The 13717-nt window shown below is 41.7% G+C and carries 15 protein-coding genes; 3 read left to right on the top strand and 12 right to left on the bottom strand.

All coding sequences use genetic code 11. The annotated features are described in order from the left end of the window. Positions 1-7: 7 nt before the first annotated feature. The 12 genes from N482_RS04425 to N482_RS04370 are packed head-to-tail and all read right to left on the bottom strand — an operon-like array spanning position 8 to position 10684. Entirely contained in the window at positions 8-1267 is a 1260-nt protein-coding gene (locus N482_RS04425) for a hypothetical protein (protein WP_063375925.1), read from the bottom strand. Beyond that, positions 1264-2301, bottom strand: coding sequence for a zinc-binding dehydrogenase (locus N482_RS04420; protein WP_063375924.1), 1038 nt, complete (start codon positions 2299-2301; stop codon positions 1264-1266). The genes N482_RS04425 and N482_RS04420 overlap by 4 nt, the downstream gene beginning before the upstream one ends. Next, positions 2298-3320 (bottom strand): phosphotransferase, encoded by a 1023-nt coding sequence (locus N482_RS04415; protein ID WP_081227744.1) that lies wholly within the window; start codon positions 3318-3320, stop codon positions 2298-2300. Before N482_RS04415 ends, N482_RS04420 begins: the two co-directional genes overlap by 4 nt. Beyond that, positions 3314-3907: a hypothetical protein gene (locus tag N482_RS04410; RefSeq protein ID WP_063375923.1), complete on the bottom strand. Its 594-nt coding sequence runs from the start codon at positions 3905-3907 to the stop codon at positions 3314-3316. The genes N482_RS04415 and N482_RS04410 overlap by 7 nt, the downstream gene beginning before the upstream one ends. After that, on the bottom strand, positions 3904-4824 hold the full coding sequence (locus N482_RS04405; RefSeq protein ID WP_063375922.1) for a transketolase family protein: 921 nt from the start codon (positions 4822-4824) through the stop codon (positions 3904-3906). Before N482_RS04405 ends, N482_RS04410 begins: the two co-directional genes overlap by 4 nt. After that, positions 4821-5594, bottom strand: coding sequence for a transketolase (locus N482_RS04400; protein ID WP_081227747.1), 774 nt, complete (start codon positions 5592-5594; stop codon positions 4821-4823). Before N482_RS04400 ends, N482_RS04405 begins: the two co-directional genes overlap by 4 nt. 35 nt (positions 5595-5629) lie before the next feature. Next, a complete protein-coding gene (locus N482_RS04395; RefSeq protein ID WP_063375920.1) occupies positions 5630-6292 on the bottom strand; it encodes a class I SAM-dependent methyltransferase in 663 nt (220 codons plus the stop codon). A gap of 7 nt (positions 6293-6299) precedes the next feature. Next, on the bottom strand, positions 6300-7295 hold the full coding sequence (locus N482_RS04390; protein WP_063375919.1) for a GDP-mannose 4,6-dehydratase: 996 nt from the start codon (positions 7293-7295) through the stop codon (positions 6300-6302). After that, on the bottom strand, positions 7288-7899 hold the full coding sequence (locus N482_RS04385) for an SIS domain-containing protein (protein WP_063375918.1): 612 nt from the start codon (positions 7897-7899) through the stop codon (positions 7288-7290). Before N482_RS04385 ends, N482_RS04390 begins: the two co-directional genes overlap by 8 nt. Next, entirely contained in the window at positions 7896-8843 is a 948-nt protein-coding gene (locus N482_RS04380; RefSeq protein WP_063375917.1) for an NAD-dependent epimerase/dehydratase family protein, read from the bottom strand. Before N482_RS04380 ends, N482_RS04385 begins: the two co-directional genes overlap by 4 nt. Before the next feature lie 12 nt (positions 8844-8855). Continuing rightward, positions 8856-9932: an FkbM family methyltransferase gene (locus tag N482_RS04375; protein WP_063375916.1), complete on the bottom strand. Its 1077-nt coding sequence runs from the start codon at positions 9930-9932 to the stop codon at positions 8856-8858. An 8-nt stretch (positions 9933-9940) separates the two neighbouring features. Then, positions 9941-10684 (bottom strand): glycosyltransferase family protein, encoded by a 744-nt coding sequence (locus N482_RS04370; RefSeq protein WP_231100788.1) that lies wholly within the window; start codon positions 10682-10684, stop codon positions 9941-9943. A gap of 167 nt (positions 10685-10851) precedes the next feature. Here N482_RS04370 and pseI point away from each other — a divergent pair, with 167 nt between their 5' ends. The 3 genes from pseI to N482_RS04355 are packed head-to-tail and all read left to right on the top strand — an operon-like array spanning position 10852 to position 13717. After that, a complete protein-coding gene (gene pseI / locus N482_RS04365; protein ID WP_063375955.1) occupies positions 10852-11892 on the top strand; it encodes a pseudaminic acid synthase in 1041 nt (346 codons plus the stop codon). Continuing rightward, on the top strand, positions 11892-12140 hold the full coding sequence (locus N482_RS04360; RefSeq protein ID WP_063375914.1) for a hypothetical protein: 249 nt from the start codon (positions 11892-11894) through the stop codon (positions 12138-12140). The genes pseI and N482_RS04360 overlap by 1 nt, the downstream gene beginning before the upstream one ends. After that, positions 12137-13717: a hypothetical protein gene (locus N482_RS04355; protein WP_063375913.1), complete on the top strand. Its 1581-nt coding sequence runs from the start codon at positions 12137-12139 to the stop codon at positions 13715-13717. Before N482_RS04360 ends, N482_RS04355 begins: the two co-directional genes overlap by 4 nt.

Here is a 13717-nt window from a genome sequence, read left to right as displayed (position 1 = left end):
GATTACCTTAAATCTGTGATACCAAGTCTAAGAATGATTTTTTTAGGTGTTCAAAAGTGTCTTCTTTCCAAATTAACTTTTGTAAATTACTCGCTCTAAATTTCAAGTCTTTGCCGATTTCAACCCCAGCTTTTTCAAAAGTTGAAGTAGCAATTGCGGGGATATCATCATCAACTTTCATGAAGGTTATTGCGGGACAGTTAGCAGTAAAATTGTAAGCAACAGTGGGACCATTAGAAATAGACATGTTGATGAATGCTTGCTCATAAAGTGCTTGTCTTACCTTGAAGTCTAAGGAGGCCAAGGGCATAAAGGCAAATTGATCAAAGTCACAAGTATATTCTAAATGAGCTTTATAGCTGTCTCGTATGATGATGGGGAAGTAATCATTATCCAATAGATATTGAGCAAATTTCATCCATTCAGAGACGTTGCTATTTCTTTGTTCATGGTTCGAGTATTCACGAAGTGTTAAACTAACGACTTTTTTATTATTCGCTTTCTGTTTTAAAAGTGATTGGACTATGTCATGGGCCGTTTTTGGTGCTTTTAAGTATGTTAAGTCGTGAGATTCACTAAGACTATTAAGGGCCTCGGAGCTAGCTCTGTTACGAGAACATCCAGGTATAAAATCAGCTGGATAGGTATGTGGGGCATCGGAATAATACTGTGCACTTTCTTTGTAAGGGAGAACGGTGCAACCTGTGTTATTGGTGACGCATGTCATAACACCCTGCAATATTTTTTCAACTCTCCATGTGAAGTCATCACATTCATGAAATACATGAAACCCAGGTTCTTCATGAGATAATGATTTGTTTGGAACTATAATAAAGTGAACATGTTGAAGGTTTCGCTTAATTCTTTCTAAATTGGCAAGTGCACAGAAATACAGAACGTCATAGCATGCCAAGTTTTGCGATAAGTCATAAAAAGCAAATAGCGTGTTCGATACTTTTGCTGTTGGTATTTGCATGTCTACGCAAGGTGTAAGATAGTTCTGCGCGTGATTGTAAAAGTACAAATCTTTGATCTCAAAGCCAATACGGGTCAAAGAAGGGATAATCTCGCTAAGGCACTCAGAGCATATAACGACACTAGAAATCTCGTGCTTTGGTATTTTTGAAAGCAGATTAATATCAATACTAACTACTTCGCCCAGCCTCTCTCCACCGTTGGTAGAGGCAAGGATTATTTGACCTGTATGATAAGGAGAGTTTAAGTATGCTTCTGTATTAGCGCAAACGCCATATAGTACGGTTCTCACTCCGAAACCTCTATGATTGCGCGTAGTATTCTTTTTTCTTCCAGATCCTGCAATGCTGAGTTAATCTCATCCAACTTGTAGCTTTTAGATAGAAGGGGTTCTAAACTTAACTTGCCTTCCTGATAGAGCTTAACAAATTTAGGAATGTCCGAATCTGGTTTACTTCCACCGCCCCAACTACCACGGATCGATTTGCCTCGATGAAATGCATGGGGTTCTAATGATATCTTGAGTTCATCTCTTGGGTGCGAAGCAAAAACACATTGACCACCGCCATCTTTTACTGATGCGAATGCTTGTTCTATGGTCTGAACAGTCCCACCAGCTTCCAAGCTGTAATCTACTCCGGTGCCTTGGGTAATTTCATATATAGCTGTTACAGGGTCGATATCGTCTGCATTGATGGTGTGTGTTGCGCCTAACTCTTTGGCGAGTGTGAGTTTGTCATCGCTTACATCCACAGCGATTAACTTAGTAGGTGAACTTAATTTCGCTGCTAAGAGAGCACTCATACCAATTCCGCCAAGGCCAAAGACAGCGATGGTTTTTTCTTTTTCTGGCTTTAATTCGTTGAATACCAGCCCAAGACCTGTAGGGAGTGCACAGCCAAGTAGTACAGCAAGCTTGTCAGGAAAGCCTGCAGGCAAGATAACTAAACGGTTTTCTGCAACTATGGTTTTTTCACATAATGTTGTAGCACTGCCTGAATTAATAACATAATCTTGATGGGAGTATTTACCTCCAGGTGCATTCAAGCCTTCGCCTTGGATCCAGCCAATGACGACCTTGTCCCCAGGTCGAACTTTGGTTACGCCCTCACCAATATGCTCAACAATTCCAACACCCTCGTGGCCGAGCAGATGGGGTAAATACTTATCTTCTCCTCTGCCGCCTTGTACTTCCATTAATTGTGAATGACACAGGCCACTGTATATAATATTGACTTGAACTTGGCCTTTAGTGAGCGCAGGCATTTTAATGCCGTCAATTATTTGGAGTGGTTCACCGGTTTTAAATAATACGGCTGCTTTCATGTGATTTCTCTTAATATTTTATTCAAACCCATGACTTTTAAAGGTATTTCTTCAAAGTAGGCATTACATTTATGTAACTGTGCACGCTGAACTTTATCCAACATGCGTTTTTGCTCTTCCATGCAAGATATATTCCATGAGAATATGCGTCTTGCTTGAACGTCGGGTAAAAACTCATTGAGCATGATTAAGCACCACTTTAAGAGGGTTAATTCAAACACCTTTAAAGTGTCTTGTGGGTTACATTTGAGTGGCTGAAAAATGGCTAAAGACAAAAACTTTTTAGCGTAAGCAATGTCGACGGGGACAGCTGGCTGTGAAAAGAAGTCCGTGAATAATTTCCAAGCAGTGTCCATACCCGCGTATTCAAAATCAATAAAATAGAACTGGTTATCGCGACTAATGGCATTATGAAAACCAAAATCTGATGGCGAAACAACATTTTGGTCTATTTTATTCACCCAGTGAGCTGGGACTTCTTGGGTAACGGTGTTATAGCGACGACGAATGTTGTTTAATGTTGACTGGAATTCGTGCGATAGTTGTGTGTTGTCGAGACAAGTATGTGAAAACTTGTCTAATCGGTTTTTTATGATATCGGCAAAACCTAGCAAAGAATCAGCGCTTTCACTGGCGATGTTGAGTGTTTGCCGAGGTGTAGACGAATTAATAGATTTTACGAACGAGATTGCAGCGGCTACAGCCGATGAGGTTGCATGCTCAACCTTTGAGCCTTCAATATATTCAAATAAACTCACATTGTGTGTTGTATTGATTGCTATAGGTTTTGGTGTTGCCAAGGTGCCAGCATTGTAGATGGCTTGGCTGAATAAAAACTCATTGAGTTGTTTTTGACGCGTATTGTGATGTGTTGCCTCAAAGCATTTCAAAAACCAAGTTTGCCCACCTGCTTCAATCTTGACCCCCAAGTTATTCGCACCGCCAATAACTGGCGTGCACTGCAGGTTGTGTTGCTGCAAAGTTTGCTCTAACCAATTAATGACGGGGGTTGTTAGCATAGTAGTGAAGTGACCTCACGCCAGTTTGTTGCTTGGTTGCGCTCAAGTTGCGCCATACCGGGTTGAAAAAGTATGCGTTTACAGTTTTGGGGAAAGTTAGAATGGGTGAGTACCTTTTCTAAATCATCCACGAAAGCATCGCAATTTAGCTGGCTTATTTTGTTTACTTTTTCATCTAATGTCGCGTTGAAAAACAATGATGATTCATCAAATGGAGCGTCACTAGTGCCCACAAAACCATTGTGTTTTAACCATGTTTTTGCCGCTTGATGAAAATCTACTTTATCACCGATAATGGGGTAGCGCGTTTTATGAGACACAAGATAAAGAGTATGACCCTGTTTTTTCAGTGTTTTCAAACTACTCAATGTGTGATTATATGGCTTAGCTTGATTGATCTCTTTACCGTAAACGATACCTTGTAGTTCTGTCCATTTAGGCTCTTGATCTTGAGAGATAAAATACTCTTTCACCTGTGATTTACTTTGACCAATCTCTGTGGGTATCCATTCAAGTTCTCGCGCCACACGATAAAAAACGCCAGTATAGTCAGCTATTGTATTGTCAAAATCGATGCCGATAATCATAGTACGCCTCTTTTGGCCAGCGTCTGTGCAATATCTGCAACGGTCAATCTAGCCTTAACACGTGCATCTTCTGGTGAGTGAACTTGATCAATAAATCTATCAGGAATACCGAAGCGATGAACTCTGGGTTGTTGGGCCTGCTCAGATAAGTATTCTAATACTGCGCTACCAAACCCGCCATTTACATTGTGTTCTTCAAGGGTGATAAGGTGGTCAAATCGTTCAGTTGATTGGTTTAAATAAACGGTATCAAGCGGTTTAACGGTGTGAAAGCTCACTAATTCGGGATTTAAACCGAGGGCAGTCAAATGTGAATGAAGAGCTTGTGCCAATGGCATAATAGTCCCAGTCGCCAAAATAGCAACTTTTTCCCCAGCGACCATTGTATGTGCCTTACCAAATTTTAAAGCCGGCTCAGCGTCATGAACACTTGGCTCGTTTTTCTTGCCGATCCTAAAATAACAAGGTTGATTGAGTTCGATAAGCTGAGGCATTAAAATTTCGAGCTCTTGTGCATCCGCTGGGCAAACAATATTCATGTTTGGTAGGGAGCGCATCAATGCGATATCTTCAAATGAATGATGGGTTGGACCCAAATTTGCGTACGATAGTCCAGAGCCTGTCCCAACGATGATCACAGGTTGGTTTTGATAGGCAATATCAATTTTTATTTGCTCGAAGTTACGCGCAGTGGTAAACGGCGTGATGGTATATATAAAAGGTTTGTGTCCCATCATGGCACTACCTGCTGCCATAGATGCCATATTTGCTTCCGCGATACCTGCATTAATGGTACGATCTGATGCAAATTCTTTTAATGGGTTAAAAAGCCTGTTACCGATATCAGCATAAAAAAGAAGCAAACGTTGGTCGTCTTTCGCCAGTTCAGTTAAGACCCTTGCAAAGGCATTTCTCATAGTCCAAGCTCCTTTTTCGCCATATCTACTTCATCAGCTTTGGGAATTCGGTAGTGCCAGTTGTTGTCATTTTCCATAAAGGATACGCCTTTACCTTTAATCGTATCCGCCACAATACAGACTGGCTGAGAACGTTGCTTTGCCTGTTCAAAGGCATTTTGCAAGCTGTCTAAATCGTGACCATCAATACGAATGGTGTACCAACCAAAAGCGCGCCACTTTTCTTCTAATGGTTCCAAGTGCATGATATCGCAGCTTTCTCCAGTACCTTGAAGCTTATTGAAATCTACAATTGCGACCAAGTTATCAAGCTTTTTCCCAGCTGCAAACATAGCGGCTTCCCACACAGTGCCTTCATTGAGCTCGCCATCGCCCATTAAAACATAAAAACGATTCTCTTTTTGTTGAAGCTTTGTGCTCAACGCCATACCCGATGCGAGGGAAAGTGCGTGTCCTAACGACCCTGATACTGTTTCAACACCAGAAGGCGCGTTAATACCCGGGTGCTCTTCAAATTGGCTGCCTGTTTGCCCATGCTCGTATAGAGCCGGAATGTCAAAAAAACCACGGTAAGCAAGTGCTGTATAAAGGGCACTGGCTGCATGACCTTTCCCTAGTAAGAAGTAATCTCGATCACTTGCATTGGGCATGCTAGGGTCAATATTTAAAACGCGCCAGTAGAGCGTGGCTAGAATGTCTACGCAGGATAAGCAGCTGCCGAGGTGGGGGGTTTTAGTTTGGCTAGAGACATCACACAATGTGTGTCTCATTTTTGCCGCTATATTTTCAAGATTCATAATTTACTTTACGGAATAAACCAATAGAAATCGCCAGTGTAGCCGTTATCTTGGAAGAATTGCTTCCAATCATCCACATGCATGATGGTTTTGGCTGTTAATGCCCACTCCAGCATACGCTCTTTTTCTTCATCGTTACGATAAGCATCTACAGTAATAAACGACTTACCGCGACTTACTCGTTCTATTTCCTTCAGTGCTAATGCACACTCTTGCTCATCCAAGTTATGGATGGTATTAATTGACATCACCACATCGAAGCTATTGTTTTCGTAGGGCAGGGATTTTGCGTTGCCTTGAGTCAATATGTCTTTTACTTCTTCTTTTGCATGTTCAAGGGCATATTCTGAAATATCTAAGCCTTGTAGCTGTATGCCTGGGATTAATTGCTGTAAATCGTAGAGCATGAACCCTTTAGCACAGCCAACGTCTAGCAGGCTGCTTTGTGCGGATAAGCCAAAATGAGCTTTTAAATCTGGTACAACAGGTTGCCAAAAGCGTGAGAAGTAACTAAAACCACCATAACCATAGGTGCGGTCGCCATCGAAAAAGTCTTTTCCATACTGACGAGCAATCTCTCTATCAGCTTCGGTAATGACATTGGCTCGGCCTTTAGTGTCTCGCTTAGACTTAGGGTAATTTTTTAATAGGTCTATTTCTTGTCCTAGCATAGCTTTCTCACGGTTTATGAATATATGAATCAGGTAGATTTTTTAAATCATCAAGGTGTGTTTTAACCCAGTTAATGGTGCGTTCAAGTCCATTTTCGAGTGACACTTGGTCTTGCCAATTAAGCTGCTCACGCAACTTGGTCGCATCTAGCAAGTATGCTGCATCTTTTCCAAGGCGATCTTCTGTTACTTGGCATACTTGCTCAAATGGGACTTGTAGCATGTCACAAATCAGCTCAACGAGTGCGCGGATAGAAATGGTGCGCTCGGTTGAAATATGATAGATGTCACCTAGCTGCCCTTGCTGAGCAATTGCGTGAGTCGCTGCTGATACATCGTCAATATGAATGAATGAGCGGGTAGAGTGGCCACCACCATGTAATGGTAATGTTTTGTCAAGTAGTGCAAATAAAATGGTGCGAGGAATAATGCGATACAACTGCTGTCCTTCACCATACACATTCGCTGCCCGTGTATATAACACTGGAAATTTATGTACGTCAAAAAAGGTATGTAAGCTCATATCTGCAGCCGCTCTGGATACAGCATAAGGGGTACTGGGGTTGTAATTGCGGTGTTCAGGCACTAACCCTTCGCAGCTACCGTATACCTCTGGCGTTGAGATATGAATGTACTTGTCTAAGTGATCAATATGTCGCAGGCGGTTGTGTAATTGTACAGTAGACACGCAGTTAGTCATAAACCAGTGCTCAGGGTAATCCCAGCTTTGCCCAACCATACTTTGTGCTGCAAAGTTATATACATGTTTTACCTTGTGCTTTTCAACCAAAGCAATGATTTCATCAAGATGATGATTTAAATCAAGTTGATGAAAATCAAGGTTATTTTTTTGCTCAACCCAACGGTAAGGGAGCAAGGCATTATGTGGCTCTTCTGAGCGACTAGCAGCAATGACATGCTGTTCTTTTTCAAGCATATGTGCACAAAAAGAAGCGCCTGAAAAAGAATTGCTACCAAGTACTAAAATAGGAGAATCAGACATCTTTAAGTTCCTGATAAAGTGCTTTCATAAGTATGTGCCCGATGATCACTTGGGTATCTTCAGATATTTGCATATCTTGTACATCAAAATGAAAAGCCTGATCGAGCATCGGCTTGGCTTTACCGCCTTTAAACCCTAAGATCCCAACGGTGGTCATACCGAGTGCTTGTGCTTGTGCAATGGCGTTTATGATGTTTTCTGAATTACCACTGCCAGATAACACTAAAAGTACATCGTGCTTATTTGCTTTGACTTTGAGCTGATGGCTGAAAATATTTTCATAGCCAATATCATTACCCAAACAAGTCAGCACTGAGCTATTGGCGGCCAAGGACTCAACTTTTAAGGCGTTACCTTGAGGATGAATACCAAAAGTAAAGTCATTAGCAAGGTGAATGGCGTTTGCTGCTGAACCGCCATTTCCGCAGATAAATAAGGTGCCGTTGTGCGCTTTCATATCGAGCAAGGTAGCTACGAGCTGAGCGACTTGTTTACCGTCCAGTTGAGTGAGTACCTGACTTAATGTCGTTGTATAGTCCGCGGTAATGGACTCTGCTGGATGTGCTATTTGCAGCTCAGAAACTGCACCTTGTTTGTTGCTCATAGTACTTCTCGTTGCATCCACTTTAGGTTGTAGAAACGGTCTTGATCTTCAAGTTGACCATTTCCAAATGCATCTATTATCTCGCTAATAGCGGTACTGACATTTTTCTTTGGTGTAAAGCCTGTAGCCAATAACTTATCTGAATTTATTCTGTAGCAGCGCGGGTCGTTAGACGGCGTAACTTCAATCTCACAATTAACTTTGCTTTGTACCATTTTTGCGATATCCATGATCGAGATATTCTCAAATCCAGCATTAAATATGCCAGAAGTCTTTTCTGGATTTTCAAGCATATAGATGTAAAGATCGGTAATATCATCGATATGAATATTTGGGCGTACTTGTGCACCACCGAAAACGGTGATTTTTTTATTTTTAAGCGCTTGCATCGTCAACATATTGACAGAGACATCTAAACGCATACGATCTGATAGACCACACACTGTTGCAGGTCTGACAATTTGCACAGCCATGTCATCCGCGTAGCTTAGTAATACACGCTCAGCAACCATTTTAGTTTTGTTGTATTCAGAGATAGGCTCCAAAGATAAGTCTTCAGTCACTTGCTCTTCTTCTTTTACACCGTATACACTGCCTGATGACGCATAGATAAATTGTTTAATTCCAGACTTTTTAGCTTTGTCTGCTAGTTGCATTGTAGCTAAGGCACTGACTTCCCATGTTAGTTTAGGATTGAGATCACCACAGGGGTCATTAGCAATAGAAGCCAAATGAATAATACTGTCAATACCGTTTAAATCAACATTGTTTGTGTCTCTTACATCCCCTTTTATCACCGTAAGGTTGGGGTGTGCAGGTAAAAAATTGCCAAACCATTGCGTGTCTAAAGCGACTACTTTATAGCCCTTATCCAAAAGCTTAGGTACGAGTACGGTGCCTTTGTAACCTGTTGCACCGGTGACTAAAATTGTTTTGTCTGTCATATTTTCTCTACTTTAAATTACGGTCTTTTCGGCAATTGCATAGAGGACGATTTCATTACAAAAATCGCCGTGTGAATGTAAGTAAAATTGATAATCACTGTGGAGTTGTTCAATTAACTCCGCAATCTGCCATAGATGTTCAGGTTCGTGATAGACTGAAATTGCTAGATTGGGCTTAAACTGCCTAATAATATCACTAGCACCTTTAAGTGCTTCTATTTCAGCCCCTTCTACATCCATCTTGATGTAATTTGGGGAAAGCCCAAAACAGATATCGTCTATTTTTGCGACTTGCAAGCTATTACATTCAGACGTGGTGTCTTCGATAATTTTGCTTTGATCGCCACAAGAACTGAAGCCTAACCGGGTGTTTTTAGACCATACGCCCGCAGGCTGTGTGAACACTCGTGGGTATTGAGTATTTGTATCTCTTAAGCGGCTTTGCAGCTTGCCATAGTTCTTTGGGTCTGGTTCAAAGCAGACAATACTGTCAAATTTTATATGGTATTTTTTTGTAATGTTTACAGCTAGTTGCAGTGTGTCGCCATTAAACGCGCCACAATCAATCATTTTAAGTGGCGATTTAATCAAGCCTTTACTCATTAACTCCTTAGGAAAGTATTGCGTTTCCCAGTCATTTTTGAGATAGGTTGTGTGGCTTGGCTTTTGTCTAAACGCCCTAATTCTCGCAAGGCAGTCTTTGCTCTGAGCATTGGCGAGTTTAGTATGTAATGCGTTTAATTGTTCGGCGTACTGAATTTCACTTTGCTGCAATGTTTGCTTATGATCTTCATCGTAAAAATGGTTGAAAATATGGCTAAACTCGGACATGACCTCATTAAGGTCGTAGCAATTTTGAAAGCCCTTTTCAATCATTTGTGCTTTTACAACATGGCTTAAGCACGAAAGCGAAATAAGCACAGGGTGCTCACTCGGTGAGACTTCATCTGGCTTAAAAATCGGGACCCCTTTGTAATCTTTTTCATTTGAGTACAAATCAACGAAAAATAAAACTTTATCTCCCTGTTTAGACATAGCGTCGAAAATAGCTTTACCATTTCCTCCGGCGCCATAAATAATGTATTCCATTGGTTCCCCTAAACAGTTTTTTGATTTACATGTTTATTTATATCGGTAAGCGCGGGCTTTTCCTTTAATTGTTTTTTCAGCTCAGGATAGGAAAAATCGAGTTTATTACCAAAATGTGCGTAAATTGCTTTGATTGCGGTGTAATCATCGGGTTCATCTAAAGTCAGTCGCCAATGTTCTAACGATTCACCTTCCGCGAATGAAAAAGTGGCAATCGAGCTAAATTTAGCCATGCCCAGTGTGACATGTTCTCTGTCCGCTTTGCTTGTTGCAAGCTGGTGGGTCTTTTCAAGTAGGCTGAATGAGAATGCAGTGCAGTCTAATCCTCTTGGATAGCCACTGTGCGGGCCAAGATTAACGATATCGAAGCCTGAATGAAGGTGTTTTTCGATAACTTGCTGTGTTAGTTCGGCATCGATCAGAGGGCAGTCGCTAGTAAGCCGAACAACCGTGGTATTTGAGGTGGCACCAAAGCAAACTGCAGCCTCATAATAACGTGCTAACACATCATCGGTACTACCTTGATAGTATTTAATATTTTTCTTTTGGCAGAGCGCGACAATCGGGCTCTCAGAGCCATCATTTGTGGTCGCAATGATTATTTGCGATTTGAATTTTTTTAGCCTCTCTAGCATGACCTCTAACACGGTTGAATTACACAGAGGCATAAGCACTTTTCCGGGTAAGCGCGTAGAAGTCATTCTGGCCTGAATGATGATTTGAACGTTTTCCATCGAAGTCGTTGTTATCATTATAATTGCGTTCAATATAGCAAATCATTACACTCAAATACAGAATAAATAAATGATTGTGTGCGTTGAGTTTATTGGCATTGGGCGGTTTTTGTCCGGATGTGAATTATCGGCGCGATAATTGCTTTGCAGTTTGTGTAATGCGTCTAACAAAAGAAGAGAACGTTGTGAAATTTAAATCTCAATTTCAGATTGATGGCAAGGAAGTTGGACACGACTCATCTTGCTACATTATCGCTGAAATGTCAGCTAACCATGGTCAGTCCCTCAGTAAAGCCAAAGAGCTTGTTCACGCAGCGAAAGAAGCTGGGGCAGACGCAATAAAACTTCAGACTTACACCGCTGATACATTAACCATGGATTGCAAGCTGCCGCACTTTGAGGCAACAGGTCCTTGGCAAGGGCAATATTTGTACGACCTTTATAAAGGAGCATACATGCCTTGGGATTTCCACGCGGAGCTGTTTGAGCTTTCAGCCAAGTTAGGGTTAACGTGTTTCTCATCGCCATTTGATAAATCGGCCGTAGATTTATTGCAGCAGTTTGATGCACCAGCCTATAAAATTGCGTCTCCAGAGTTGATAGATCATCAGCTAATTCGAGATGTAGCTGCAACGAAAAAGCCAGTCATTATGTCAACAGGTGGCGCGACTCTGACTGAAATTGCCGACGCTGTTAAGGTGGCGCATGATGCAGGCGTTGAAGAGCTGGCATTAATGAAATGTACTAGCACCTATCCCGCACCAGCTGAGTCGATTAACTTGCGAACAATTCCACATATGCGTGAGGCATTTGGTTGTCCTGTGGGGCTGTCGGATCACACATTGGGTAACGATGTACCTTTGGCATCAGTTGCCGTTGGTGCTTGCATGATTGAAAAACATTTTGTTTTAGATAAAAAAGATAATACCGCAGATAGCTTTTTTTCTATGACGCCCAATGAATTAGAGGCATTGGTTCATGGAGTACGTCAAATTGAAAAAGCGATGGGGACTGTCAATTACCCTACAGAGCCCTCAAAAGCACGCAGATGTGTATATATAGTAAAAGATATTAAAGCAAATGAGATACTGACTGCTGCGCATTTAAGGCAAATGAGGCCCGGCGGCGGAGAAATTATGCCGAAAGAGCTACCAAGACTTGTCGGGAGGCGAGTGAACAAGCCATTGAAATGTGGCACGCAACTAAGCTGGGAGGATTTGCAATAATGGCAAGCAAAGAAGCGTTATTGGGGTATATTCAGCAATTCCTAGAAGAGCGAGGGGTAATTCTCTCACTCGCGGAACTCGAAAAATATAACTTTGTTGCCGAAGGTGCGCTAGACTCTTTCGAGATACTGACGCTAACAATGGGCATTGAGACACACTTTTCTCTTCCTGTCGCTCCAGAGCTGCTGTTAGATGAGCGCAATGGGGTTGTAGGCAACTTAGTAACCGCTCTTATGGAGCAGGCATGATTGTTTTTCGCGTTGATACTCGATGCGGGTTAGGGCACTTCATGCGCATGAAGTGGTTAGCGTGTGAGTTAGAAAAGCAAGATCAGAAAACGCTATTTTTAGTTGATGACTGTGATATATCGAGGACTTTTATGAGTCCTTTGCAGGCAGAGCTGGTTACGATACCTCGCTTTTCTGATAGTGAGCAAGACGCGACTTGGTGTAAAAAGTATCTGTCGTCGATAGAAGATGCAGTTACATGGGTGGTAGTAGATGGCTATGAGCTTGATAGCCGGTGGGAATCCATAGTTCTCGAGCTTGGTATCAAACTGTTAAGTGTTGATGATCTGGAGCGTCCTCATGTGGGAGATTGTGTTTTAGATATGAAATGGTTGGGGGCTGAGACCGAATCTCGCTACCAGCGTTTAATGGACCCTAAAGCACATCGTCTACTTGGCCCTCAATACGCCATTCTTGCACCGGAGTATTTACCGGAAGCGCAACAACAGAATACTGTAAAGCGAGACAATAATATTACTTTTGCCTTAGGGGGCGGTGGTAACTGGCATTTACTCGAAGGAGTGATAGAGCAACTATGTTCACAGGCTTTGCAAATTCAATTGGTTTTTGGCCCAAAAGCAACTGGCACTGAAAATTTGTTGTTGCTCAGTGAACAAAACGAAAATCTTAAAACTTTAAGTGCACCAGCGAGTTTGGCTGAGTGTTATGCCCGTACAGGTTTATTTGTGGGCGCACTAGGCACTTCACTGTATGAATTAGCGGCAACAAAAACACCGTCGCTCACATTTTCATTGGCTCAAAATCAAGAAAATAGAATCGAGGATTTAGAAGAGCTTGGCCATTATTTTCATATATCAGATCTGTTGTCGCTTCCTGTTGAAAAAGTTGTCAGCTTGATCACGACATTGTACACGCATCGAGCTGAGATTGAAGCACTGAGACAAAGCCCAAAAGTTAATGTGGACGGACGAGGAGCAAGCAGGATCACAGACTATCTACTGAATAGCAAAGCTGACTTTTTAGCAAATGAAATAGGTACATCGAGTGCTCTGGGTGAGGTTGTTACGGAGATATCTTCGTCCATTAAAGTAAGAAAGATTTACGATGAAGATGTGAACCGCTACTTAAATGCGAGAAATCGCGATGAGAATATGTGGCGCATGACGGTTACAGACAAAATAAGCAAAGTGGACCATTATAATTGGTGGTTTAACAATGCACGTCAATCTTATGTATTAGAGCAAAATGGCAAAGCGCTTATTTATGTCTGGCATCAATTGCGCAAACACGAAGGTCGAGATTATTTATACGGTGGCTGGTTTGCAGCCTGTGACGATGTGAATTTTGCGCACGCACAAATAATTCTGGATTGGCAACTAAATTACTGTGCAAAGCTGTACCCGAAGGGGATTTGGCTGGCTGTTATTAATAAGGACAATCGATTTGTTAATTTACTCAATCAAAAAGAAGGGTTTATTAGCTTGATTGAAGGTTCCAAAGAGTATTTCCTGACACAGCAAATTTTTGCACAGGCGGATGCGTCAGAGTTTAATTTTGTTGGCAAATTTCCCAGATAA

The sequence above is a fragment of the Pseudoalteromonas luteoviolacea NCIMB 1942 genome (assembly GCF_001625595.1).
Lineage (GTDB): Bacteria > Pseudomonadota > Gammaproteobacteria > Enterobacterales > Alteromonadaceae > Pseudoalteromonas > Pseudoalteromonas luteoviolacea_A.
Note: the sequence above shows the minus strand (reverse complement) of the source record. Positions and strands in the feature narration are given on the sequence as shown.